Origin of the sequence: Marseilla massiliensis (genome assembly GCF_016899855.1) — a bacterium.
Taxonomy (GTDB): Bacteria; Bacteroidota; Bacteroidia; order Bacteroidales; family Bacteroidaceae; genus Prevotella.
Window position 1 is genome coordinate 1 of the sequence record NZ_JACJJG010000017.1, and the last position, 24,651, is coordinate 24,651.

General features: G+C 51.8%; 23 protein-coding genes. 9 read left to right on the forward strand and 14 right to left on the reverse strand.

From position 1 onward, the window contains the following. Positions 1-64: 64 nt before the first annotated feature. The 3 genes from ybeY to ruvB all read right to left on the reverse strand — a co-directional run bounded on the left by ybeY (position 65) and on the right by ruvB (position 2,295). On the reverse strand, positions 65-481 hold the full coding sequence (ybeY, locus tag H6A34_RS05150) for an rRNA maturation RNase YbeY (RefSeq protein WP_021947657.1): 417 nt from the start codon (positions 479-481) through the stop codon (positions 65-67). 132 nt (positions 482-613) lie between these two features. Continuing rightward, positions 614-1,069: a pantetheine-phosphate adenylyltransferase gene (gene coaD / locus H6A34_RS05155; RefSeq protein ID WP_021947658.1), complete on the reverse strand. Its 456-nt coding sequence runs from the start codon at positions 1,067-1,069 to the stop codon at positions 614-616. A gap of 173 nt (positions 1,070-1,242) precedes the next feature. Continuing rightward, a complete protein-coding gene (gene ruvB / locus H6A34_RS05160; protein WP_420870814.1) occupies positions 1,243-2,295 on the reverse strand; it encodes a Holliday junction branch migration DNA helicase RuvB in 1,053 nt (350 codons plus the stop codon). A gap of 416 nt (positions 2,296-2,711) precedes the next feature. Here ruvB and H6A34_RS05165 point away from each other — a divergent pair, with 416 nt between their 5' ends. From H6A34_RS05165 to H6A34_RS05175, 3 genes are all read left to right on the forward strand, one after another. Further along, a complete protein-coding gene (locus H6A34_RS05165) occupies positions 2,712-2,903 on the forward strand; it encodes a glycine zipper domain-containing protein (RefSeq protein WP_021947660.1) in 192 nt (63 codons plus the stop codon). Positions 2,904-3,017: 114 nt separating this feature from the next. After that, positions 3,018-4,199, forward strand: a complete 1,182-nt coding sequence (locus tag H6A34_RS05170; protein WP_021947661.1) for a phosphoribosylaminoimidazolecarboxamide formyltransferase — start codon at positions 3,018-3,020, stop codon at positions 4,197-4,199. A gap of 103 nt (positions 4,200-4,302) precedes the next feature. Beyond that, positions 4,303-4,497, forward strand: coding sequence for a hypothetical protein (locus H6A34_RS05175; protein ID WP_021947662.1), 195 nt, complete (start codon positions 4,303-4,305; stop codon positions 4,495-4,497). A 200-nt stretch (positions 4,498-4,697) separates the two neighbouring features. On the opposite strand, the gene H6A34_RS05180 is transcribed toward H6A34_RS05175, so the two are convergent. From H6A34_RS05180 to H6A34_RS05225, 10 genes are all read right to left on the reverse strand, one after another. Next, the gene (locus H6A34_RS05180) at positions 4,698-5,174 is read right to left on the reverse strand and encodes a gliding motility lipoprotein GldH (protein WP_239480771.1); all 477 of its coding nucleotides are present in this window, start codon (positions 5,172-5,174) and stop codon (positions 4,698-4,700) included. After that, positions 5,171-6,370 carry a PSP1 domain-containing protein gene (locus tag H6A34_RS05185; RefSeq protein ID WP_205103915.1) on the reverse strand — a complete coding sequence of 400 codons (1,200 nt, stop codon included), beginning with the start codon at positions 6,368-6,370 and terminating at the stop codon, positions 5,171-5,173. The genes H6A34_RS05180 and H6A34_RS05185 overlap by 4 nt, the downstream gene beginning before the upstream one ends. Positions 6,371-6,504: 134 nt before the next feature. Beyond that, positions 6,505-7,644 (reverse strand): DNA polymerase III subunit, encoded by a 1,140-nt coding sequence (locus H6A34_RS05190; RefSeq protein ID WP_205103916.1) that lies wholly within the window; start codon positions 7,642-7,644, stop codon positions 6,505-6,507. Positions 7,645-7,833: 189 nt separating this feature from the next. Next, positions 7,834-9,402 carry a D-xylose transporter XylE gene (gene xylE / locus H6A34_RS05195; RefSeq protein WP_338088629.1) on the reverse strand — a complete coding sequence of 523 codons (1,569 nt, stop codon included), beginning with the start codon at positions 9,400-9,402 and terminating at the stop codon, positions 7,834-7,836. A gap of 68 nt (positions 9,403-9,470) precedes the next feature. Then, positions 9,471-10,805: an MATE family efflux transporter gene (locus tag H6A34_RS05200; RefSeq protein ID WP_205103918.1), complete on the reverse strand. Its 1,335-nt coding sequence runs from the start codon at positions 10,803-10,805 to the stop codon at positions 9,471-9,473. 596 nt (positions 10,806-11,401) lie between these two features. Beyond that, positions 11,402-12,415 carry an NAD-dependent epimerase/dehydratase family protein gene (locus H6A34_RS05205; protein ID WP_205103920.1) on the reverse strand — a complete coding sequence of 338 codons (1,014 nt, stop codon included), beginning with the start codon at positions 12,413-12,415 and terminating at the stop codon, positions 11,402-11,404. Positions 12,416-12,453: 38 nt separating this feature from the next. Next, entirely contained in the window at positions 12,454-13,992 is a 1,539-nt protein-coding gene (locus tag H6A34_RS05210) for an ArnT family glycosyltransferase (protein ID WP_205103922.1), read from the reverse strand. A gap of 4 nt (positions 13,993-13,996) precedes the next feature. Next, complete coding sequence (locus tag H6A34_RS05215) at positions 13,997-14,620, reverse strand: lipid-A-disaccharide synthase N-terminal domain-containing protein (protein ID WP_239480773.1); 624 nt, start codon at positions 14,618-14,620, stop codon at positions 13,997-13,999. 7 nt (positions 14,621-14,627) lie between these two features. After that, entirely contained in the window at positions 14,628-15,359 is a 732-nt protein-coding gene (locus H6A34_RS05220; protein ID WP_205103926.1) for a glycosyltransferase, read from the reverse strand. Between the two features lie 123 nt (positions 15,360-15,482). After that, positions 15,483-16,040 (reverse strand): DUF4251 domain-containing protein, encoded by a 558-nt coding sequence (locus H6A34_RS05225; protein ID WP_205103928.1) that lies wholly within the window; start codon positions 16,038-16,040, stop codon positions 15,483-15,485. Positions 16,041-16,813: 773 nt separating this feature from the next. Between H6A34_RS05225 and dnaE the strand changes: the two genes are divergently transcribed. Then, complete coding sequence (gene dnaE, locus H6A34_RS05230) at positions 16,814-20,518, forward strand: DNA polymerase III subunit alpha (protein ID WP_205103930.1); 3,705 nt, start codon at positions 16,814-16,816, stop codon at positions 20,516-20,518. A 75-nt stretch (positions 20,519-20,593) separates the two neighbouring features. Continuing rightward, positions 20,594-20,908: a thioredoxin gene (gene trxA / locus H6A34_RS05235; protein WP_205103932.1), complete on the forward strand. Its 315-nt coding sequence runs from the start codon at positions 20,594-20,596 to the stop codon at positions 20,906-20,908. Between the two features lie 189 nt (positions 20,909-21,097). Here trxA and rplS read toward each other — a convergent pair whose 3' ends face one another. Beyond that, positions 21,098-21,460 carry a 50S ribosomal protein L19 gene (gene rplS / locus H6A34_RS05240; RefSeq protein WP_021948735.1) on the reverse strand — a complete coding sequence of 121 codons (363 nt, stop codon included), beginning with the start codon at positions 21,458-21,460 and terminating at the stop codon, positions 21,098-21,100. Positions 21,461-21,660: 200 nt separating this feature from the next. On the opposite strand from rplS, the gene H6A34_RS05245 reads away from it, so the two are divergent. From H6A34_RS05245 to H6A34_RS05260, 4 genes are all read left to right on the forward strand, one after another. After that, the gene (locus H6A34_RS05245; protein WP_205103934.1) at positions 21,661-22,431 is read left to right on the forward strand and encodes a 5'-nucleotidase C-terminal domain-containing protein; all 771 of its coding nucleotides are present in this window, start codon (positions 21,661-21,663) and stop codon (positions 22,429-22,431) included. Next, entirely contained in the window at positions 22,428-23,270 is an 843-nt protein-coding gene (locus H6A34_RS05250; RefSeq protein ID WP_205103936.1) for a bifunctional metallophosphatase/5'-nucleotidase, read from the forward strand. Before H6A34_RS05245 ends, H6A34_RS05250 begins: the two co-directional genes overlap by 4 nt. Positions 23,271-23,480: 210 nt before the next feature. Then, positions 23,481-24,224 (forward strand): type IX secretion/gliding motility protein PorT/SprT, encoded by a 744-nt coding sequence (porT, locus tag H6A34_RS05255; RefSeq protein ID WP_205103938.1) that lies wholly within the window; start codon positions 23,481-23,483, stop codon positions 24,222-24,224. A 238-nt stretch (positions 24,225-24,462) separates the two neighbouring features. Continuing rightward, positions 24,463-24,630, forward strand: a complete 168-nt coding sequence (locus tag H6A34_RS05260; RefSeq protein WP_021852804.1) for a 4Fe-4S binding protein — start codon at positions 24,463-24,465, stop codon at positions 24,628-24,630. Positions 24,631-24,651: the final 21 nt, after the last annotated feature.

The window sequence follows — 24,651 nt, forward strand, 5'->3', positions numbered from 1 at the left end:
TGGCCTGATATTTACGAAGCATACTTTCTTAATTCTTAACTCTTAATTCTTAATTTCTATGCTCTTAATTCTTAATTAAACTAAGCGCCTCGTTCTCCGCCTGTTCCATTATCTCGCGTTCGCCGGGGCCTTTGTCGTTTATTCCGCACAGATGAAGTATGCCGTGGATGATTACACGGTGCAGTTCGTCGATATACTCCTTGCCAAACTGCTCGGCGTTAGTACGCACCGTGTCGAGCGAAATCACTATATCGCCGTTTATCACGTCACCCTCGTCATAGTCAAAGGTTATGATGTCGGTATAATAATCATGCCCGAGATACTCCCGGTTGACCTCAAGTATCCGTTCGTCGTTTACGAACATGTAGCCTATCTCACCCGTCTTGCGGCCATACTTGGCTGCCACGGCCTTAATCCAGGCCGTTGTCTCGCGTCTCTTTATTGGCGGCATCTTTACGCCGTCGGTGCTGTAGGAAATCATTTTTTTAATTAAGAGTTAAGAATGAAGAATTAAGAAAATATGACTTTGGGAGTTAAAAATGAAGAAGTTAAGAACTAAGAAAGTTTCTGCTTAGCAGCAAAGCATATTTTCTTAATACTTAACTCTTAATTCTTAATTTCCCGGAAGAAACTCACTCACGTCCTTTCCGAAGTGCAGCAGTTCGCGGACCATGCTTGACGACACGCTTCCGTATTGCGGCTCGGAGAACAAGAAGACGGTTTCCACGCCGCCTATTCTCAGGTTGATGTCAGCCTGTTCACGCTCATACTCAAAGTCCTTGACGCTGCGCACCCCCTTTACGATAAAGCGTGCGCCCTCGCGATGCGCGAAGTCAACGGCCAAATCGTTGTACGCCTTGACCTCTATCTTCGGCTCGTCGGCATACAGACGGGCAATTTCACTCACCCTGACTTCCGCGCTATACAGATATTTCTTGCTGATATTCACGCCAACCCCGATGACAATACGGTCAAACAAGGGCAGCGCACGGCGCACGATGGCGTCGTGCCCGACGGTAAACGGGTCAAAGCTGCCAGGGAAAATTGCCGTCTTTAATTCACTGTTCATAGATTATTTTAATTGAATTTTTAGAATGGAGAATGGGAAATTATTACAACCCTTGCCAATTTAGTTGAATTGGAAGCCGTGAATGTAGAATTATGATTATCCTTGTCTATGCAACAAAGGTAATCATAATTCTACAGTCTCAATTCTAAACTCTCCATTCATAAATGTCTGTGTCATCCGAATAGGTCCGGTTCCGCCGTGTTAGAGCCGAGCATGTTGCGGCCGAAGTGGCGGTAGGCCAGCTCCGTGACCATGCGTCCGCGGGGCGTGCGCTTGATGAATCCCTCCATGATAAGGTACGGTTCGTACACTTCCTCCACGGTACCGGCGTCCTCACCGATAGCCGTCGCGATGGTGGTGATACCCACAGGACCGCCGCGAAACTTGTCGATGATGGTCAGCAGTATCTTGTTGTCAATCTCGTCAAGACCGTACTGGTCGATGTTCAGCGCCGTCAGGGCTATTTTCGAGATAGCTGTGTCAATGCGCCCGGTGCCCTTCACCTGGGCGAAATCCCTCACACGGCGCAGCAGGGCGTTGGCAATACGGGGCGTGCCGCGGCTGCGGCGGGCTATCTCAACGGCCGCATCGTCGTCTATCGGCACCTTCAGTATGCCGGCCGAACGCTTCAGAATCCTCGTAAGCGTCTCGGGTTCGTAGTACTCGAGGTGCAGATTTATGCCGAATCGGGCACGCAGCGGAGCGGTAAGCAGGCCGCTGCGGGTAGTAGCCCCGACAAGAGTGAAGGGGTTAAGGTCTATCTGTATGGAGCGTGCCGACGGCCCTTTGTCTATCATTATGTCGATACGGTAGTCCTCCATCGCCGAGTAAAGGTATTCCTCAACGACGGGAGACAGGCGGTGAATCTCGTCTATGAAGAGCACGTCGTTAGGCTCGAGCGAGGTCAATATGCCGGCAAGGTCGCCCGGCTTGTCGAGCACTGGGCCGCTCGTCAGCTTGAAACCTACGCCCAGCTCGTTGGCTATGATGTTGCTCAACGTAGTCTTTCCCAGACCGGGAGGGCCGTGCAGCAGGGTGTGGTCGAGCGGTTCGCCGCGGTACTTGGCCGCCTCGACGAACACGCGCAGGTTGTCGACAACCTTCTGCTGGCCGCTGAAGTCGTCGAAGCGCAACGGCCTCAGGGCGTTCTCAAACTCCTTCTCGGCCGACGTTAGAGAATTATTCCTTATATCGAAATCGTCGTCTGTCATTATCTTAGTTGGCATTTACCTCGTGCAAAGTTAAGAAAATTTCCCGTAATAAGCAATCAATACATTAAAATAACAAGGCTTACGGCGTGGCCATGCGGCGCATACCGCCATACACCAGAATCTCTGACGATTTGCGATTGACGGCAAATCACCTTCCCAAAGGCCATCAATCGCACGCTAAAAGGCGGCCTTTCGGGAGGCAAAAGACGGCCTTTTGCAACGTCCTTGATTATCAGCGGGTTACAGGCCAGCCACGGAACGTGCTGAAAAACGCCATGCAACGCTTTGCCGGAAACAATTTTTTCGCTATCTTTGTTTCACGAAGATAGGATGCGGTTCGGCAATGTCACGTCAAAAAACTTCGTCTTTTTCTTGCCATTGCGCTCACCTTTCGCTATCTTTGTTTCCACAATATCAATACAAACAGCATTATGGAAGAGGACAACAAGCAGGATAAAAATCAGCAGGCCGCAGGCAGTTATCTTGCCATCGGTATCTGTTTCGGCGTCGCATTCGGCATTATATTCGACAATCTGGCGGTGTGGATGTGCCTCGGCGTGGGTATCGGACTGCTTGCGCCGAGCTTTCTAAAGAACCGGAACAACGACGGCGACAAGGCATGACCATGCCCCGCGCAATGCCGGCAGACGCCGCAAAACGCACGGTTTAGGCATATTTATTTTGAATTACGCCGATTTTGCAGTATTTTTGCACCTGGAATAGTTAAACCACAGGATATGAAAGAATTAGCATTGAAGTACGGATGCAATCCGAACCAGAAACCTTCACGCATTTACATGGAGGAAGGCGAACTGCCCATCGAGGTGCTTAACGGCCGCCCGGGGTACATCAACTTCCTCGACGCGCTCAACAGTTGGCAACTCGTAAAGGAGCTCAAGGCCGCAACGGGCCTGCCCGCGGCTGCCAGCTTCAAGCATGTATCGCCCGCGGGAGCGGCCGTTGGCCTGCCGCTGAGCGACACATTGAAGAAAATCTACTTCGTTGACGACGTAAAGATAGAGCTTTCGCCACTGGCATGCGCCTACGCACGCGCCCGCGGAGCTGACCGAATGAGCAGCTACGGCGACTTTGTGGCACTGAGCGACACGTGCGACGAGGCAACAGCTACGCTCCTCAAGCGCGAGGTCAGCGACGGAGTGATAGCTCCCGACTATACTCCCGAGGCGCTCGCCATACTGAAAGAGAAACGCAAGGGCACCTACAACGTAATCAAGATTGACCCTGCATACGTGCCCGCGCCCATCGAGCACAAGCAGGTATTCGGCATAACATTCGAGCAGGGACGCAACGAGGTGCGCCTGGACGACCCTGCGCTGTTCGAGAACATTCCCACCCAGAACAAGACTTTCACGCCAGAGGCAAAGCGTGACCTCATCATAAGCCTCATCACCCTGAAGTACACGCAGAGCAACTCTGTATGTTACGTAAAGGACGGACAGGCTATCGGCATCGGCGCCGGACAGCAGAGCCGCATTCACTGCACCCGCCTGGCCGGCAACAAGGCCGACATCTGGTGGCTGCGCCAGCACCCGAAAGTGATGAACCTGCCGTTTGTCGACAACATACGCCGTGCCGACCGCGACAACACCATCGACGTGTACATCAGCGACGAGCATGACGACGTGCTGGCAGAGGGCACATGGCAGCGCCTGTTCAAGGAGAAGCCAGAGGTGCTGACGGCTGAGGAGAAGAAGGAATGGATAGCGAAGAATACGGGCGTAAGCCTCGGCAGCGACGCTTTCTTCCCCTTCGGCGACAACATCGAGCGCGCCCACAAGAGCGGCGTTGAATACATCGCGCAGGCCGGCGGCTCGGTTCGCGACGACAATGTGATAGAAACTTGCGACAAGTACGGTATCGCCATGGCGTTCACCGGAGTGCGCTTGTTCCACCACTGATAAAAAAGTGAGAAGGTGAGAAAGTGAAAAGGTGAGACATTCAATCATCACTCACTTCAATTCCTCACCTTCTCACTTTCTCACCTTCTCACCTTTTATTAATATGGCAGACATCGACGACATAATAGCCGGTGGCGGAATAGTGTTCCGCAAGGCGAAAAGCGACAACGACAAAGGCTCTGGCAAGGTGAAGACCAAGGCCAAGAAAAAGAAATACATCACGGGAGCGCACGGCAGCGGGTCGGCCCGCCAGAAAGCTAAATACCGTGAACAGCGTGCCAACAGACACAGAAAATAAAAGCGGAAGGCCAATAACAGAATGGCGTTCCGCTTTCTTTTTTCCCGCAATATAGATGCTCCGCCATGGCTGTAGACGGCATTTCTTCACCATAAGGATGGTGGATAATCCGTTAATTCACGCCAAATCTATGGCTATAGGAACAAAGAATGCGGCACTCGGTGCCGCATTCGTATATAAAGAAAACCATCAAATCCTGATTATCTGGCTTCCAAACGGAAACCGATATCCGATATTCCGGGCAGAATCTCGCGCTTCATCAGGTGGCGGATACGCACGTTCAAAGAGTCGCCTTTCTGCATCTCGACATCCGAAAGAATGAAGTTATACTGAAAAAGGCTTACTCCCCGGCCTTTAACGTTGCCCTCATCGTCGTACAGACGGCAGTTAAGAGTATCGGCAAAAACCTTGTGCCCGGGTTCAACAATCCGCTCGACGAGCAGGCTTACGCCCGTAAACGGGAACTCTCGGGTTATTCGCAAACCGACTTCCTGCCTGTAAACGCCACTGCGGGCAAGACGTTTCACGGCGTAAACCATGGTGTCATTCTTCTCCCAACCTTCTATTGGAGTTGGCTTGAACTCATCATAGACAACGGCTTTGTCGCATGCCGTCAAGGCCATCGTCAACGACATGACTGCCAACAATATGTAAATGGTGCGCCTCACCGCCGTCATTCTTTTTCAGTATTGCCCCCTTTGTCAGTGTCAGTGTTCTTCTTAGCCTGCGCCTCGGCTGGCTTGTTGCGACCCTTGGGAGCCTGCTTTCCGTTGCGGTTCTTTGGCTTACGCTTCTTCTTGTTCTTGTCAAAGCGTGTCAAGCTCTCGTTTTCCAGGAGGTCTACGGTGCGCTCCTGCTTCTTGGTAGCACCGTCTTCAAGCAATGTTTCGGGCTTCTCGCCGCGCTTGTTCATCTCAATTATCTCCAAAGCGCGCCGTGCCGTGATGACCTCAACGTTAGCCATTACCTTTTTGTCGGTAGAATATGTCACCAAACCGGCAAGTATATCGCTCTTCACAAGATAGTAATCGTTGTCCTTGGTTTGCAACACTACTTCCTTACTTGGCAACTTGCGGCTCGCCTCAATGTAGTTGTCCACCTCGTAATTAAGGCAGCATTTCAGCTTGGCGCACATTCCCGCAAGCTTCTGGGGGTTGAGTGATATGTCCTGATAACGAGCCGCGCCGGTGCTGACCGACACAAAGTTCTTCATCCACGTAGCGCAACACAGCTCACGTCCGCAGGGTCCAGTGCCGCCGATACGTCCCGCTTCCTGGCGCGCTCCTATCTGTTTCATCTCTATTCGCACGTGGAACGTCTCGGCAAGAACCTTTATCAGCTGCCTGAAGTCAACCCTTTCGTCCGCAATATAATAAAATATCGCCTTGTTGCCGTCACCCTGATACTCTACGTCTCCTATCTTCATCTGAAGATTCAGGTTCTTCGCGATCTGGCGGCTTTGTATCATCGTATCGTGCTCACGGCTCTTCGCTTCACGGTATTTATCCATGTCCACGGGCTTGGCGATACGGTATATGCGCTTAATATCATCCGCCGACTTGAGGTTTGCCTTACGAATCTGCAACTCAACGAGCTTTCCCGTAAGCGTCACAACACCTATATCGTGTCCCGGATTGGCCTCAACGGCAACAATGTCGCCCTTCTTCAGGTCGAGATTATTTACGTTGTGATAATATCCTTTACGAGTGTTCTTGAACTGAACTTCCACCAGATTGGTACTCGTTGCGTTACCCGGCACGTCAGCAAGCCAGTCATACGTGTTGAGCTGACGGTCCTGCCGCCCGCAACCACGTATGCACAAACCACGGTCGCAACCGTTGTATATCATGAATTTCTTGTTATTGTAATCCATCGTGTAATGCTGCTTAAACAATAAAACGGCATAACGGTAAAAGGCATTGTGGCCTTGATACACGCCAGCCTTGATATTTATAATAGATAATCAACCATCAATCACTAATCGTACATTATGAATCAAGTATTTGCTCAAGGCTTTCTTAACAACGCGACGATGATGTTTGTCGCCATGTCGAAAAACACAATCTTGGCATTGGCGTTCTGTCCGATGTCACGAATAGCCCTGTTCATCAGTGCTGAAATCTCTATAACGTTGGCCTCATTGATGTAAGGAGAGAAATTACGAGAGAAGTTTTCCTCCTCACGGGTCATGTAATTAAGTTGCGGTATACGGAAGTTGTACATGAAATTCTCGCGCACCAAACGAAGGAAATACGCCAACATGCGTTTCTGGCGTTCACGTCCATAGCCCGCAACGGTATCACTCCATTTCTTCAAGTCTTTTATTTTACGCATATACGCAAGGCGCATCAGCGATATGAACATCTCCAGAAACTGTCTCTTCTCATTGTCGGCGTCAAGCTCTTCAAGAGCATTCAGCCAGCTTCCGTTGGCCGCCCGTGCGATGCGATACGCCGTATCTTCGTCTATTCCACGGCTGCTTACAAGCGCATTCGCCATTGCGTCAATGTCAATGCGTTTCACGTCGATACGCTGTGCACGGCTCCTTATGGTGTCAATAAGTTTCTCCGGTTCCTCGCAAACCATGATGAACACCGTATCCTGCGGCGGTTCCTCAAGCAGTTTCAGCAACTTGTTGGCGCACTCTGCGTTCATTCGCTCCGGCAACCATATTATCACAACCTTATATCCGCCCTGACTTGACTTCAGGCTGAGCTGTCTTATGAGCAAATCGCTCTCTCCTACTCCTATCTGTGCCTGTTGATTGGCGGCTCCCATCTCGTCAAGCCATCGGTCGATGTCGAAATACGGCCCTGCCGAAAGCAAGTTCCGCCATTCAGAACTGAAGTCCTCGCTCGACATCTTATGCTCCGAGCCTGTCCCTGTAGGGCGTATCACGGGATAAGAGAAATGCAGGTCGGGATGTGAATACTTGCCTGTCATAATGCATTGGCGGCACGTTCCGCAGGAATCTCCGTCCCGACGGTCGGAACACAGCAGGTAAGAAGCGAACGCCAAAGCCAGTGCCATCTTGCCGCAACCTGACGGGCCGCACAGCATCATTGCATGGGGCACGCGGTCTTCAGCGACCATTTGCAACAGCCGCTGCTTGGTTTTGTCCTGTCCTATAACGTCGCTGAACTTCATTACCTATATCCGTCAATCGGTGCAAATTTACTAAAATTCCGCCTTATAACATGCAAAAGGGTGACAAATGTTAGCACTTCTCCCCAAAATCAGCAGTCGGCCAACACATAACGCGCCTGCCGGCTACACTTAAACAGTAAGCCATGGCAGGCGCGTATATACTCATGCGGCACACTGTACGCGGCGCTTTTATCCCTTCTTCCAGAGTTTTGTCATGTCCTCAAGCGTCTTTCCCTTAGTCTCGGGAACAAGTCTCCATACAAAGACGGCGGCAAGTACGCAGATGAGACCGTACAATGCATACGTAAACCAATGGCCGAAATTCGGGTCGCCGGCAGTCTGCATGTTGAACATCGGCACGAAAGAGGCGCTGACAAGCCAGTTGAATATCCACTGGAAAGCGACGGCAATGGCCACTGCCGCGCCTCGGATAGTGTTCGGGAATATCTCGGAGATAAGCACCCAGCATATCGGTCCCCATGACATCATGAACGAAGCGCTGTATACCATAATGCTTAACATTGTGACAAGTTCAAGCCCTGCGTGGCCAAACGTCAGCGCAACGCCGAACGCTCCGACCGCCATGCCAACCGAACCGGTGATGAGCAACAGCTTACGTCCCCACTTCTCCACGGTGAATATGGCAACGAGCGTAAACAGGATATTTACAACGCCCATGATGATTGTCTGCATCATGGGATTCTCCATGCCCATGTCGCCGAAAATGCGCGGCGCGTAATACAGAACGGCATTTATGCCGACAGCCTGCTGGAAGACGCTAAGCATTATGCCGACGAAGATTACCAGCACGCCATAGGTAAACACACGCTCGGTCTTTTCTGTCACGGTGTTCTTTATCTCGTCGAGAATCTCGTGGCCGGCGGCGTCACCGTTGATTTTTGTAAGCACCGCAAGTGCCTTCGTGTCCTGGCCTGCCATAACGAGATATCGCGGAGTTTCTGGCACAAAACATATCAGTATGGCAAACAGGCCGGCAGGAACTGCCTCGCTACCGAACATGTATCTCCAGCCCGTAGCTATCGTCCAGGGGTCGCTGCCGGGCATTACGGCGCTCATGCCCTGACCTATTGACTCTATTACAGGATTGGTATGGTCGCCAAGGATGAAAAAGTTTACCATATACACCACGAGCTGACCGAAGATAATCGCAAACTGGTTCCACGACACGAGCGTGCCGCGTATGTTTGACGGAGCCACCTCCGCAATGTACATAGGACAGATGGCAGAGGCCAGACCGACGCCTACGCCGCCTATCACACGGTAGATGTTAAACGCTATGAGAAGCGGGAAGTCGGCGTGTCCATGCTCGAAAAACAAGAACTCGGGCTCCATTGAGCCGAGAGCGGAGATGAAGAACATGATACCAGCGAATATCAGCGACTTCTTACGGCCCCAGTTTGACGCAAGATATCCCGAGACGGCGCTTCCGATTATGCACCCTATGAGTGCGCTGGCACACGTGAAGCCATGCCACGAGTCGGTATAAGTGAAGTCTTCGGCGCCAAGGAAGAACGCCTGCAGGCCCTTTTCGGCTCCTGATATGACGGCGGTGTCATAGCCGAAGAGCAATCCGCCAAGGACAGCAACGAGCACGATGGAGAATAGGTAAGCCTTGCTGCCGGAATTGTTTTGTTTCATGATTAGGTTAATTAAACATTGATTTATTTTAGTTATATTATTATGGTATAACGGCCGACGGCCCGTTTTATTGCCGCGTAGAAGCATTTTTTGCGCCATTGCGGGTAAGAATGCGGCCAGCGTGGAGTGTTACGGCGCATGGCCGGCGGGATAACCGCGCCGCCATGTCAGTCTTTCAGCGCCCCGAAGCCGTTGACCGCTATCGGCACGGCCAGTATAAAAGAGCACACGTCAGAGCAAGCCTGGCACATCTCCACACCCTGGAGGCCAAGAAAATGCGGCAGGATTATAATCAAGGGGATGAAGAACAGGCCGTTGCGCGAAGCCGCCAGGATGTTGGCCTGCCACGGTTTGCGTATCGTCTGCATCATCATGTTGGTGTACATCACTATCGCCCCGAGCGGCAACGTTACGAGCTGCCACCGCAAGGCCACGCGGCCTACGTCTATGACGGCCGGATCATGGCGGAACAGGGCTATGCACTCTGACGAGAAAGAGAAGCCGAGCACGGCACAGAACACGAGAAACACTGTGCCCAGGCGCACTATGAACCAGTACCCCTCGCGCACTCTTGAATAGAGTCGGGCGCCGTAACAGAAGCCGCACAACGGCTGGAATCCCTGCCCTAGCCCTATTACGGCGGCGAAAATCACGAAGCATATACGCCCTACTATCGACATTCCGGCAATGGCGGCGTCGCCGAATCGGCCTGCGGCAACGTTCAGCATTGCCACGCCTATACTTGCCATGCCCTGACGGGTGAACGATGGAGTGCCGCCGGCAAGAATCTCCTTGAACAGCGATGCGCGCAAGGCGAAATTGCGGAGGTGAATGCGTATCGTGCCGCCCTTGTGCGTCATCCACAAGAGCACGAACATGCTGCATGTCTCACCCACGAATGTTGACAGTCCGGCGCCGGTTATCCCCATGCCGAACACGAATATGAGTACGGGCGCGAGAAGCACGTTTATTACCGCTCCGGTAAGTATCCCGAACATGGCGTAGGCCGCGTTGCCCTGGAAACGCATCTGGTTGTTGAGGCATAGCGCGCCACACATGAACGGGGCGGCAAGGAAGATGAACGACAGATAGCTCTTTGCCGACGGCAGGATGGTTGGCGTTGAGCCGAGCAACACAGCCAACGGCTCGAGCAAGAGCTGGCCCGCGATACAGATGGCAAGCCCCGTGGCGACGGCACAGAAAAAGCCCGTGGACGCCATGCGCGAGGCGTTGTCGTGGCGGCGCGCGCCCAACTCGCGCGAGATATAGTTGCCCGACCCCTGTCCGAAGGTAAAGCCTACCGCCTGGATTATCGACATAACGGAGAAGGCTATGCCTACGGCTGCCGTGGCCTGGGTGCTGATACGGCCCACGTAGAATGTCGTGACGATGTTGTACACACTCGTCACGAGCATGCTTATTATCGTGGGAGCGGCCATGGTCAGTATGACGTTATGTACCGGCGCGGACGTAAGAAAAGTGTAGTTGTCCCTCTTGTGCATTTTAATGATTGTTCCAGCGATGCAAAGGTACGCAAAATTATCAGGAAACAGGGGTTAAGAAATGCGAAAATTGGCCGGCGTAAAGTTTTTATGGAGTTATCGGGCGTAAGCGCGACGCTGCCTTCTGCCGCAGCCGGACATGCCCGACGGCCAATGCCGCAACATCTTATTTGCCTACCTGACGATTGCTTCAGGCTATACGACATCTGTCCATAATCCAGCATGCGGCCGCCTAGATTAAAAGAATCTACCACCTGAAAAAAACTTAATGCAAGCAATTATAAAAACACAATATGAACGTCCGCAATTAACCTGACCGCCATTAATAAGGCATAAACAAACAAGGCATTTGTCTTTAACTCCTTAGTGAGCGAAGCGAACGGTAACTACTTCAACTCCTTTAACTACTAATGAATGGGAGCTTTGCGGACATTCATAAACACAAAGTCCAACAAATATTTAATTCATTGGTTATCAGACATATACACACGAGCAAAAAACGGCTTTGCAAAAGGCCGTCTTTTAGCCTGCAAGAGGTGGCCTTTTAGCTCGCGAAAGACGGCCTTTTGGAAGCCCAAAGACCGTCTTTCGCAAAATCATCCGTTACCGTTGTACGCCTTGAACCATTCGTAAAAGCGCGCAATGCCTTCGTCAAGGCCTACCTTCGGGCTGTAACCGCACTCTTCGCTGATGAGCGATATGTCGGCGTATGTACACTGCATGTCGCCTGCCTGCATGCCCTCCATGCGCATGTCGGCCTTACGCCCGGTGACGTTCTCGAGCGAACGGATGAAGTCGAGCAGGCTAACAGGGCTCGAATTGCCGACGTTGTACACCGCGAACGGCACCTCGCTCACGGGCGTATGGCCCATGGCCGCCTTAACGCCGGCCACGGTATCGCTTATGAAAGTAAAGTCGCGGCTCATCCTTCCGTGGTTGAACACATGTATTGGGCGCCCCTCCGTTATTGCCTTCATGAAGATATAGGGCGCCATGTCCGGACGTCCCCACGGGCCGTAGACGGTGAAGAAGCGCAGCCCTGTAGCCTTTATGCCGAACAGGCGGCTGTAGGCGTAGGCCATAAGTTCGTCGCTTTTCTTTGTCGCGGCATACAGGCTTACGGGCGTATCGGTAACGAGACTCTCCCTGTAAGGCGTCTGCAGGCCGGCTCCGTACACGCTGCTCGAGCTGGCGAACACCAGCTTGTCCACGCCGTATTGCCGGCAGTCCTCAAGCAGGTTGAGGAAGCCTACCACGTTTGACGACACATAAGCGTAAGGATTCTCGAGCGAATAGCGCACTCCGGCCTGCGCGGCAAAGTTGGCCACGGCGTCAAACCGCTCGCTGGCGAACAGCCGTGCCAGTCCTACGCGGTCGGTAATGTCCACCTTGGCAAACCTGTATGCCGTCCCCGTGACGCTCTGCACGATTCTGTCCTCGCGTATTTCGTCCTGGCGTATGCCGGCCTTTGCCAGTCTGGCATACTTCAAGGCCGTGTCATAGTATGAGTTGATATTGTCTATCCCTACCACTTCATGACCCTCGGAAAGCATTTCATCAACTACGGCCGAACCGATAAACCCGGCCGCGCCTGTTATCAAAATCTTCATAAACGATAGTTGTTTTAATCATTACGAACTGCCGTACGTCACTTTATCACCACCACGCCATAACGTCCCACGGTGCGCATGCCGAGGCGGCGGATAGCGGGCGGCAGTTTTCCCGCAGCCGTTGTGTCGACCATAAGCACGCCGAGCGTACCCGTTAAGGTGTCAAGACCGGCTTCGTCGACAGGCGTTACTGACATGCCAAGATATACGTCCATATTCTCCGAACGCCCTATACCGAACGTAAAATAGCGCTCGGTATGCTGCCTGACAGCCGCGCGCCGGGCCTCGCCGCACAGCTCACCGAAGCCCAACAGCCTGTTGATTGAGGGGAACGAAAAGCCCATGAAAAACACGCCTGCCAGCATGCCAACCCCCAACGGACGCACAACATCCGTCACTGTGCGGCCGGCGCGGAGCCTGAAAACTGCAAATACACCGCCCACCGAAAGCGCCGCGCCCGCCAGCACGGCCCATACATTATCCATATACGGCATTCCGTGAACCGCGCCCCATGCCGCAAAAGGCAGCCCCAAGGCAAAGGCCACGGCCGGAATGGCGAGCGACAGCGTAAGCAAACGCCCCCTGCGGACGCCACCAAGCATGGACGACGCAAGAAAAACGGCGAAAGGAAAGACCGGCAAAAGGTAGACTTGTATCTTTGAACTGACAGCCGACAGCACCACCAATGACGCGCATACCATGGAAAGCAGCAACTTCTGCATGTCCGACAGGGCAGCCTTACGGCGCAGACCGTCAACAATAACATACGCCAACAGCAGCGACCAAGGCGCGAATGAATACCAATACGCCAATAAATAATAGTAGAACGGCTCCTTGTGATGGAACGAGTCGACGGCCCGGTCGACAGTCTGGTGGAACAGAAGGTTATGCAAGTATGAGCTGCCTCCCTCAAGATAAGCGGCCAGGAACCACGCTGCCAAGAGCACGGCGAGCACCGCCCACGTCGTAAATCCCCAATAACGCCACAGCGTCCTTCCGCGCCTCGTCACACAGAGAAAAGTCACCGTGCCCGCCAACGGCAGCAACAGGCCCAACGGTCCCTTGCTGAACAACGCAAGAAACAGGTACAACGAAAACAGCACACGCTTAAGCCTGACGTTGCCGCGGCCGTCAACCAAGTCGTAAAACGTTCGCACCGACAGCGTTATGAACATGCACATGAGCATGTCCATGCGCAAGAATACGGCCATGCCGGCAAACAGTCCGCACGTAAGCAGCAGCAGTTCGCCTGTGCGGGCAAGCCTCTCGCCCGATTCACCTGCCGTCCACCGTCCCATCGTAAACGCCGTTACAAATGCCGGAACGAGCGAGAACAGCGACAGAAACCACACGCAATGTCTGCCGAACAACGCCTTGCCGGCCATCAAGAGCCAAAAATACAGAGGGGGTTTGTCGGCATAAGGCAAGCCATGATTGGTAAAGGCGAACAACATACCGTTACGTATCGCCTCGTCGGCAATGCTTAGATACCTTAGTTCATTGTTCGGGGTGACGTCACGAAGAAGCATTAACGGCACGAACGCAAGCAGCACAAGGATATACACACGGTATTTCATGACATTATATTTTAGCCCCACGGCCTATCCATAGGTTACGGGCGTACGCGACGATACCGAACGACTGGCCCACGATGAGTACCAAATCGTGCCTCAAAAGACCGTAAACACAGATGGAGACGGAGCCCGCAAGACTGATAATCCAGAAGCCCGCAGGCAGCGCCGACACTTGCCTGCGCCGGGAATAGGCGTATTGGTAAACGAAACGGAACGTAAACAGCAACTGGCCGAACGCCCCAAAGAGCAACAGCCACAACGGAACGTCGGTATTGAAGAAGAACTCATGCACGAATGCCGACGCGTTATTGACGACAAGCAGCAACACTACAGGCGGAGTGAACAGCAGCACAAGTCGCAGCGCAAGAGGCAGACGGCCCCACACGCCCTTCTGTTTAAGGTTCCATAAATAAACATAATAAGAGACAAACTGCCCCATGACAATCGCAAAATCATGGCGCAACCAACCGTAAATGCACAGCAGGTAGGCCCCGGCAAGGCTCAGAACCCAGAACAACGAGGGCGAAAGCACCTTGTGGGCACGCTCTGACAATATCCACTGTACAAGCACGCGAGCCGAGAAAAACACTTGGGCCATGGCTCCGATGGCCAGCACTGCCAACGCGTTCATAGACATTTCACGACAGATTGCCGCCCGTTATCCTGTAATTAATGTAGCGTTTCCTCATCCATCTGTAAGCGAAACAGTCGACAAAAGGCCCTATAAGGCGATTGCGCAGATGGTACTTCGACTTGCCGGCAGTACGCGGGAAGTGCCTCACGGGCACCTGCTTGACCCTGCATCCCTGCAACTGCATTAGCGCGGGGATAAACCTGTGCATGCCCGTAAAGAATGGCATAAGGCGGGCATTGGCCGTGCGCATTACTTTTAGCGGACACCCCGTATCCTCCACGCCGTCGTGCGTCATCATGCGACGGAACGCATTGGCCACACGCGACTGTAACCGCTTGAACGGCGAGTCCTTACGCTCGGCACGGATACCCATGACAAGTTCGTAGCTGCCTGCGTACTCAAGCAGTAGGTTGAAATCCTCGGGCACGGTCTGGAGATCTGCATCGATATAGCCGACATAAGGCGAGCGGGCGCAGTCAATACCGGCCTTTACAGCCGCGCTGAGCCCGCAATTACGCTCGAAGAATATGTAATAAAAATCGTTGTTACGGCGGCATGCGTCGACGATAAGCCCGCGGCTGCCGTCAGTAGAGCCGTCGTCGACAAACAGAACGCACGACTTTAGCCTTGCCACAGGCAGGAATGCAGCCAAGCGCCGTTCAAGCCGGCTGATATTATCCGCCTCATTATAAACCGGAACGATTACCGTAAACTGATAATCGGTTGTCTTGTTCATGATACCTGTTGCTTAAAATCCTGCGCAAAGGTATCATGCGACTTTGTGGAAAATTTGAAGATGGCAAACAAAATTCAGCCGCCGAGGGCTATGCATCGTGCCAAAGGCGGCTGAAAGGGGCACCTATAACGTAGTGCCCTTGAACACGGTGCTTTCCTCTTCAGGCACGATGACGCCGTTAAGCGTGAGCCGTCCGGAATGGAAGTTCGGCAAGATGGTTATCGTGGCACGGTTGCTGCCGGCAAGAAGGGTTATAGATACCTGGGCGGATATGCCCCTGCCGTTGACGCTCATGTCCAGATACAGGTTGCCACGCTTGTCCTTGCGCGTCTCATACTTTGACACAAGCCCCTCTACGGTAATGCCTCCCAAGCCGTTGAAACCGCTCCACGGCACGTTGAAGGCTACCTGTACGACGGCCTGGTCGCCCTCGACGGCAACAAAATTGGTATTTGACGTGACGTGGGCCGTGTATCCACGCTTAAACACAACCTCGTCCGCCTCAAGCACGAACATGCTGTCCATTATCGAGCCTTCAGCCTGGGCATACTTCAGACTGTCTATACGCTCGCGCAAAGCCTTGCGCTCCTGCTTGGTAAGCTTACGTGGCTTTTCATCCTGGGCCGTAGCGGCAACAACGCCGAAAATAACGGCTATCAACATTAAAAACAACTTCTTCATAGTCATGATATTTTGTCCTTTCCTTTATTATAAAACCATAGGCGAGACAAATAATTGCCTTGAGGTTACGAAAAAAAAGCATAACCAATTATTAAATAACGTTAGTACACGAAAGGCATACCGCCGGAACACGTAGGAACGCGGGCATATTAGGCTGGACTTGGCGGCGTATAGCCCCACGGACAGAGAAAACCAGAAGCGAAAAGGCGGAGTTTTTCTTATCCGAAATCATGACAAAATAAAAACGCGAACCAGATTGCGATAGTACAGGAGGTAACGTACAAAATAACGAGAACGGGTGTTTCTACCAATAAAACATATGCCATTCGCATGAAATCGGAGGCTAAACAGCGTGTTAAAGACAGCCTTTCGCCATGCAAAGCACGGTCTTTGGCTGTGCGAAAGACCGTGTTTAATAACTTAAAAGACCGTCTTTTACCATGCGAATAGATATTTTACAATACTCAATATATGTCATTCGCACAATCAAACAACGTCGTTTTAATGTATCACACTGGTATTCAAGCATTTACAAAAAGCTAGAATTTTAGCCTATTTTTCGCGCGAAAGCCTGAATGCCGAGCGCAGACAGCATTACAGAAGCGTCAACAATACCAATCTTAAGGAAACTTAACACCGCACGGAATACAGACAGACACAACGGGAAAGGCTAACGGCGGGCATACGACATGATTTTTTCACACTTATATTTTGGCCATCTCGTTTTTTCGTCTTAACTTTGACGCTCCAACTGAAACACCCCAATACAGGATATGCAAGATTTCGTCCATCTTCACGTACATACTTATTACAGCATTCTTGACGGACAGGCAAGTATCAAGAAGCTGGTAGACAAGGCCATTGCCAACGGCATGAGGGGCATGGCCGTGACCGACCACGGCAACATGTTCGGCATAAAGGAGTTCTTTAACTACTGCAAGAAGAAGAACGGCGAGCTGAAGGAACAGGGCAAACCTGAGTTCAAGCCGATACTCGGATGCGAAATGTACGTGGCAAGGCGAACGAAGGAAGACAAGGTGAAAGACATGGGCGACCAGAGCGGCTACCACCTTATTGTGCTGGCAAAGAACTATAAAGGCTACAAAAACCTTATCAAGCTGGTAAGCCGCGCGTGGGTTGACGGATTCTACATGCGCCCACGTACTGACCGCGCCGACCTCGAGACATACCACGAAGGACTGATAGTATGCTCGGCATGCATCGCGGGTGAGGTGCCCGCGAAAATCCTCAAGGGCGACATCGAGGGCGCCGAGGAGGCCATACAGTGGTACAAACGCGTGTTTGGCGACGACTATTACCTCGAACTGCAGCGCCACCAAGTCAAGGACCCGCACATCCGCGCCAACCGCGAAACATATCCGCTGCAACAGAAAGCCAACCGTGAACTGATTAAACTGGCCAGCAAATACGGCATCAAGCTGGTATGTACAAACGACTGCCACTTCGTTGACGAGGAGAACGCCGAGGCTCACGACCGCCTTCTCTGCCTCGCGACCAACAAGGATCTTGACGACCCCAACCGTATGCTTTACTCCAAGCAGGAATGGTTCAAGACGAGGGAGGAGATGAACGAGGTGTTCGCCGACGTACCCGAAGCTTTGGCTAATACATGCGAAGTGCTTGACAAGGTAGAGACGTACAGCATTGACCACGCCCCTATAATGCCGTTCTTCCCTATTCCGGAAGAGTTCGGCACGGAAGAGGAATACCGCAGGCAATTCACCGAGGAACAGCTCTACGACGAGTTCACGCAGGACGAAAACGGCAACGTTGTGCTGTCGCGCGAAGAAGGAGAGAAGAAAATCCAGAAGCTCGGAGGCTACGACAAGATATACAGAATAAAGTTTGAGGCTGACTATCTGGCCAAACTTGCATACGAAGGAGCACGCAAACTATACGGCGACCCACTGCCCGAAGAGGTAGAGGAGCGCGTAAAGTTCGAGCTGTACATAATGAAGACGATGGGCTTCCCTGGCTACTTCCTTATCGTACAGGACTTTATCAACTCCGCGCGTGACGAGCTCGGAGTGATGGTAGGGCCAGGACGTGGCAGTGCTGCAGGCTCCGTAGTGGCTTACTGTCTTGGCATAACAAAGATAGACCCCATAAAGTACGACCTGCTGTTCGAGCGATTCCTCAACCCTGACCGTATCTCGCTGCCCGATATTGATACCGACTTCGACGATGACGGACGCGGAAAGGTGCTTGATTGGGTAACCCAGAAATACGGCGCTGACAAAGTGGCGCACATCATAACGTACGGTACCATGGCAACCAAACTTGCCATCAAGGACGTGGCACGCGTGGAAAAACTGCCTCTGGAAGAGTCGAACAGACTGTGCAAGGCCATACCTGACAGACTGCCTGACGGCCTGAAGATGAACCTTACGAACGCCATCAAGTGCGTAAGGGAGCTGCGCGAGGCCGAGGCATCAACCGATCCACGCCTGCACGAAACCATTGAGTATGCCAAAATGCTCGAGGGAAACGTCAGGAATACCGGTATCCACGCCTGCGGAACAATCATATGCAGGGACCCGATAAGCGACTGGGTGCCCGTATCCACAGCCGACGACAAGGAAACCGGCCACAAACTGCTTTGCACGCAATACGAAGGCAGCGTAATCGAGGAGACCGGACTGATAAAGATGGACTTCCTCGGGCTTAAGACTTTGTCTATACTTAAAGAAGCTGTTGAGAACATACGCCTGTCAACAGGCAAAATCATAGACCTCGACACCATACCTATCGACGACCCCGATACATATAAATTATACAGCGACGGCCGCACCATCGGTACATTCCAGTTTGAGTCCGCAGGAATGCAGAAGTACTTACGCGAACTTCACCCTACCGTGTTCGAAGACCTCATAGCCATGAACGCCCTCTACAGGCCAGGCCCTATGGACTACATTCCCGAGTTTATCGAACGTAAACGCGACCCGTCGAAAATAACGTATGACATACCTTGCATGGAAAAATACCTCAAGGATACATACGGTATCACGGTCTACCAAGAGCAAGTCATGCTCCTCAGCCGCCAGTTGGCAGGCTTTACCCGAGGCCAAAGCGACACACTTCGCAAGGCGATGGGAAAGAAACAAATCGAGAAGATGAACCATTTGGAGGGACTCTTCTACGAAGGTGGCGAGAAGAACGGCTACAAACACGAGACACTTCACAAGATCTGGGAAGACTGGAAAAAGTTTGCCAGCTACGCATTCAACAAGAGTCACGCTACGTGCTACTCGTGGGTGGCATACCAGACGGCTTACCTCAAGGCACACTACCCAGCCGAATACATGGCCGCCACAATGAGCCGCAACTATACCAACATAACTGAAATAACCAAGCTCATGGACGAATGCAAGGTCATGGGCATAAGAACATTGGGCCCCGACGTAAACGAGAGCCGACAGAAGTTCAGCGTAAACAAGCAGGGAGCGATACGTTTCGGACTCGCTGCGATAAAAGGCATGGGCTCGGCCGCAGCCGAGGCCATCATCAACGAGCGCGAACAAAACGGTCCGTATAAAGACATCTTTGACCTGGCACAACGCGTAAATCTTGCCGCATGCAACCGCAAGTGCTTTGAAAGCCTTGTGCTGAGCGGAGGTTTTGACAGCTTCAACATTAAGCGCGAAAGCTATTTCGCACGCAATTCAAAGGGCGACGTGTTCCTTGACGCCCTCGTACGCTACGGACAGTTGTACCAACAGGAGAAAAGCGAAGCCCAAAACTCTCTCTTCGGAGGCATCGACAGCGTGGATATCGCCACCCCCCAAATACCAGAAGGCGACAGCTGGAGCAGCATTGAGAAACTAAACCGTGAGCGGGACCTCGTCGGAATCTACCTTTCCGCACACCCACTTGACGACTTCGAGGTAATTCTCAACAACCTGTGCAACACCCATTGCTCCGAACTTGCAGACAAACAGGAACTTTCAAAAAAACAGGAAATAGTACTGGGGGGTATCGTCACAATGTCAAGGAGCAAGTTTACGAAAACAGGAAAACCATGCGGCTTTGTCACGATAGAAGACTTTGAGGGCTCAGGCGAACTTGCGTTCTTCGGCGAGGAATGGGGTAAATGGAAAGGCATGCTTATCGAGGGATGTACCGTGATGGTCAAGGCACAGTTCGTACAACGCTTCCGCGGCAGCAACATGATGGAAATGCGCGTTACGGACATACAATACCTGCAAACCGTAAAAGACCTGCAGATAGAGAAGCTGACCATAACCCTCGACGCCGCAAAACTCGACGACACCACCGTTACAGACCTTGTGACAATGATAAAAGACAGCCCCGGCAATACACAACTGTACTTCAGTGTGCACGACAGCAACGGGGCAAGGCCATTCACACTATACAGCAAGACTGGAAAAGTGGACGTATGCAAGGAACTGATATCGTTCATAAAAAGCAACGAGGCGCTTGGATACACGATAAACTGACGCATAATTGGCATAGTGTTTGCTATTAAAAAGACATAAACTCAATAATTATCATAAACAAAAAACTATTTTACAATGGAAGTAAAAATCACAACAGAGAACTTCGAGAGCTATAAGAACGGCGACCTGCCGTTGGTAGTTGACTTCTGGGCTACGTGGTGCGGTCCCTGCAAGGCTATCGCTCCCATTATAGCCGAGCTGGCAGAGGAGTATGACGGACGCCTTGTAGTGGGAAAATGCGACGTCGAGGAGAATGACGAACTTGCCCTCGAGTTCGGCATAAGGAATATCCCTACAATCCTGTTCTTCAAGAACGGCGAAATCGTTGACAAGTTTGTAGGAGCCACTACGAAGTCAAAACTGCAGGAAAAATTCGAGGCTATACTGTAAAACAAAGCCAAAATGTCATACGTAAAGCGGCCACCCATGTTCCGGGTGGCCGCTTTACGTATGACATTTTGCCGTATAGCGCCATCAATGAGGCTTGCCAACGCAATTAATCACACATGTGGATAAAAAAATAAGGGTGAAGAAAGCCGTAAGCTATCATCACCCCTTGACTCATGCATGTTGCCTTGATTAGTCTTTCTTCGTAAGAACCCTCTTCTCTGCAATACGGGCTTTCTTACCAGTAAGTTTACGAAGGTAATACAACTTGGCGCGGCGAACCTTACCAACCTTGTTCACTTCGATACTGTCAATGTTAGGAGACTCGATCGGGAAAATACGCTCTACACCGACAGTTCCTGACATTTTACGGACGGTGAAGCGCTTTTTGTCACCCTGGCCGCAGATCTTGATTACGACGCCACGGTAGAGCTGGATACGCTCCTTTGAACCCTCGATGATTTTGTAAGCGACAGTTACAGTGTCACCTGACTTGAACTCAGGAAACTTCTTGCCGGTTGCAAATGCTTCTTCAGCAACTTTAATTAAATCCATTGTTGTTTTATAATTAAATTTGTTCATCGTTCCGGCGCAACATAACGAGGCAACTCTTCTTCCTGTCAGCGATTACGCGGAAAGCGGTGCAAAGGTAGTCATTTTCCACATCATGGCCAAACGTAACCTGATTTTTTTACATTTTTCTTTGCCCTGTTTGCCTTTTTGCCTAACTTTGCATCGATTTTTCATATAAAAACATGCGTAACAAACTGATTTTCTGCGGACTTATGTCCGCTTCATTGATGGCCGTATCCTGCTCGACAGGATACATGATAACAGGTTATGAGCGCTCGCGCATACTAATAGACAGCACGTATGACGGTACGCCGGCAAAGGAGGTGGCCGACTTCATCGCGCCATACAAGCGGCATGTAGACAGCATAATGAGCCCCGTAGTAGGTCGCACGTCGGAATACATGTATGCCGAAAGGCCGGAAAGCCCGCTGTCAAACTTGCTTGCGGACATCCTCGTGTGGTGCGGAAAGGATTATTCCGAAAAACCGGACTTCGCCGTGTACAACATCGGCGGCATTCGCTCGGCATTCGCCAAGGGCGACGTGACATACGGCGACGTGCTCGACGTGGCGCCTTTCGAGAACAAGATATGCTTCGTCACGCTTACAGGCGACAGGGTACTCGAACTGTTCGGACAGATAGCGGCGGCAGGAGGAGAGGGCGTAAGCCATGGAGTAGAGCTCGTGATAACCAAGGACGGCGGACTGAAGTCGGCCAGACTGGACGGCAAGGATATTGACCCAAATGCCAAATACCGCGTGGCAACACTGGACTACGTGGCGCAGGGCAACGACAACATGGCGGCATTCAAGGCGGCCATCGACGTCAAGTCGCCACAAAGCAAGGACAACAACGTGCGCTTCATCATAATGAAATACATGAAGGAAAAGATGTCGCAGGGCATCAGCGTAAGCTCACGCATAGAAGGACGAATAAAGACTGAAGAAAAATGAAACGCTTTATAATCATTGCGTTCATGGCCGTTGTGGCCATGACAACCTTGCAGGCAAGGGGCAAAAAGCTTGTAATACTGCACACCAACGACACCCACAGCTGCATATATCCGCTCAACGCGCACCTTGCAGACACCATGCTCGCAGGACGCGGTGGCTTCATCCGCCGTACGGAAATGCTCAGGCAAGAACGCCAACGCTATCCGCAACTGCTGTTGCTCGACAGCGGCGACTTCTCGCAAGGCTCGTCTTACTATACCTTATACAAAGGAGACGTTGAGGTTGAACTGATGAACCTCATGGGCTACGACGCCGCCACGATAGGCAACCACGAGTTTGACTTCGGCGTGGAGAACATGGCGCGCCTGTTCAGGAAAGCCAAGTTCCCTATCGTGTGCGCCAACTACGACTTTACGGGAACTCCTCTCGAGGGAATAGTCAAGCCATACACCGTCATCAGGCGCGACGGACTGAAGATAGGAGTGTTCGGCCTTTCGCCGCAACTCGACGGCCTCGTGCTCGCCACATCGTGCGCAGGAGTGAAATACAACGACCCCGTAAAGGCGGCCAACGACGTGGCACGCACGCTTAAGGAGAAAGAGAAGTGTGACGTGGTGATATGCCTTTCACATCTCGGATGGGACATACTCGGCCTTGACGACACCGAGCTTATGCCGCAAGTGAGGAACGTTGACATCGTGCTCGGAGGCCATTCGCACACTTACTTCGAACAAATGAAATATATCAAGGACCTTGACGGCAGGGACATTCCCAACGACCAGAACGGCAAGCACGGCATTTTCATAGGCAGGATTATCGTAAACATCGAAAGCAAATAAAACATACCGCTTCATAAAAGGCGGCCTTTCGCAATGTAAAAGGCCGCAAAACACAAGGCCAAAGGCCGTCTTTCACGTTGCGAAAGACGGCCTTTGGCATAACCACCGGGCGCCGCCGGCACTATATACGGCCACGCCACAAAGCCTAAAAATCCATTTTTCATAACCTGACGACAAAATATTCAACCAATATCACCGTTATATTGAATAATGAGAAAACTGTTTTCCATAATCATACTATCGGCCGTGGCCATGCATGCCGCCGCCCAAGGCAACGCCGTACAGAACCGGCCATATACCGACCTGCGCCCGTTCCACTTCGGCGTAGTGGTAGGCACGCACTTCCAGGACATCGAGTTCGGCAACATTGGGCCGCAGACGGTAATGAACGAGGACGGCACGCAGGGCGAAACGCTCATAACATGCGACCAGGACAGATGGGACATGGGCTTCAATGTCGGCGTGCTCGGCGAGCTGAGGCTTAGCCAGCACTTCGCCTTCCGCATGGCTCCGACGCTATATTTCGGCAACCGCCACCTGACACTGTACAACCATACCGACCGTCTGGAGAACGGAGAACCCATCGTACAGACGCAGGACATGAAGACCGTATACATAGGCGTGCCGCTCAACCTGCAGTTCGCCGCACCGCGGCTTGACAACGCGCGGCCCTACATAATGGCGGGAATAGACCCCATGGTGAACCTCTCGGGCGGCGACAACGACTATGTACGGCTGAAACGCTACGACATAATGCTTGAAGTAGGACTCGGCTGCGACATCTACCTGCCATTCTTCAAGCTGCGCCCCGAGCTGAAGTTCTGCTACAGCCTCATCAACAGCCTCGACACGAAACACGCCGACCGGCTGCGCGACGAGAATATGCGCATATACGCAAGATCCATAAACGAGGCCCACAGCAAGATGATAGTGCTGTCGTTCTACTTTGAATGACGCAGGGCGCAAAGCCATACCACGGCAACATTTACCGACAGGCACGCCAAAGACGCACGGCATACGCAAAAACGAACACCTCCACGCTTTGTTCTTTTTACGCGCAGGTTTAATAAAATAAGCGTTAAACAATCTAAAAACAAATACCTAAAAATAGGTATTAAAGATAATTATATTACCTTTGCAGTGTACAAAAGTAGGTACAAAACATTATTAACTAAAATAAAACAAGAACATTATGGCTTACGTAATTGGTGACGACTGTATCGCATGCGGTACATGTATCGACGAATGTCCGGCAGGAGCAATCTCTGAGGGCGAGAAGTATTCAATCAACCCTGACATGTGCACAGAGTGCGGCACTTGCGCGGATGTATGTCCGTCAGAGGCTATTAGCTTAGGCTAATTTATTTATTTAGAATTACAA

Bases quoted from the DNA above. Each gene is read 5' to 3' on its own strand.
- ybeY (WP_021947657.1), bottom strand. From the start codon at position 481: ATGATTTCCTACAGCACCGACGGCGTAAAGATGCCGCCAATAAAGAGA.
- H6A34_RS05190 (WP_205103916.1), bottom strand. From the start codon at position 7,644: ATGAAGTTCAGCGACGTTATAGGACAGGACAAAACCAAGCAGCGGCTG.
- H6A34_RS05205 (WP_205103920.1), bottom strand. From the start codon at position 12,415: ATGAAGATTTTGATAACAGGCGCGGCCGGGTTTATCGGTTCGGCCGTA.
- H6A34_RS05175 (WP_021947662.1), top strand. From the start codon at position 4,303: ATGGCAGACATCGACGACATAATAGCCGGTGGCGGAATAGTGTTCCGC.
- H6A34_RS05210 (WP_205103922.1), bottom strand. From the start codon at position 13,992: ATGAAATACCGTGTGTATATCCTTGTGCTGCTTGCGTTCGTGCCGTTA.
- H6A34_RS05165 (WP_021947660.1), top strand. From the start codon at position 2,712: ATGGAAGAGGACAACAAGCAGGATAAAAATCAGCAGGCCGCAGGCAGT.
- H6A34_RS05180 (WP_239480771.1), bottom strand. From the start codon at position 5,174: ATGACGGCGGTGAGGCGCACCATTTACATATTGTTGGCAGTCATGTCG.
- H6A34_RS05250 (WP_205103936.1), top strand. From the start codon at position 22,428: ATGAAACGCTTTATAATCATTGCGTTCATGGCCGTTGTGGCCATGACA.
- H6A34_RS05225 (WP_205103928.1), bottom strand. From the start codon at position 16,040: ATGAAGAAGTTGTTTTTAATGTTGATAGCCGTTATTTTCGGCGTTGTT.
- H6A34_RS05200 (WP_205103918.1), bottom strand. From the start codon at position 10,805: ATGCACAAGAGGGACAACTACACTTTTCTTACGTCCGCGCCGGTACAT.
- coaD (WP_021947658.1), bottom strand. From the start codon at position 1,069: ATGAACAGTGAATTAAAGACGGCAATTTTCCCTGGCAGCTTTGACCCG.
- dnaE (WP_205103930.1), top strand. From the start codon at position 16,814: ATGCAAGATTTCGTCCATCTTCACGTACATACTTATTACAGCATTCTT.
- ruvB (WP_420870814.1), bottom strand. From the start codon at position 2,295: ATGCCAACTAAGATAATGACAGACGACGATTTCGATATAAGGAATAAT.
- xylE (WP_338088629.1), bottom strand. From the start codon at position 9,402: ATGGCGCAAAAAATGCTTCTACGCGGCAATAAAACGGGCCGTCGGCCG.
- H6A34_RS05185 (WP_205103915.1), bottom strand. From the start codon at position 6,370: ATGGATTACAATAACAAGAAATTCATGATATACAACGGTTGCGACCGT.
- H6A34_RS05260 (WP_021852804.1), top strand. From the start codon at position 24,463: ATGGCTTACGTAATTGGTGACGACTGTATCGCATGCGGTACATGTATC.
- H6A34_RS05245 (WP_205103934.1), top strand. From the start codon at position 21,661: ATGCGTAACAAACTGATTTTCTGCGGACTTATGTCCGCTTCATTGATG.
- H6A34_RS05215 (WP_239480773.1), bottom strand. From the start codon at position 14,620: ATGAACGCGTTGGCAGTGCTGGCCATCGGAGCCATGGCCCAAGTGTTT.
- H6A34_RS05220 (WP_205103926.1), bottom strand. From the start codon at position 15,359: ATGAACAAGACAACCGATTATCAGTTTACGGTAATCGTTCCGGTTTAT.
- H6A34_RS05170 (WP_021947661.1), top strand. From the start codon at position 3,018: ATGAAAGAATTAGCATTGAAGTACGGATGCAATCCGAACCAGAAACCT.
- trxA (WP_205103932.1), top strand. From the start codon at position 20,594: ATGGAAGTAAAAATCACAACAGAGAACTTCGAGAGCTATAAGAACGGC.
- porT (WP_205103938.1), top strand. From the start codon at position 23,481: ATGAGAAAACTGTTTTCCATAATCATACTATCGGCCGTGGCCATGCAT.
- rplS (WP_021948735.1), bottom strand. From the start codon at position 21,460: ATGGATTTAATTAAAGTTGCTGAAGAAGCATTTGCAACCGGCAAGAAG.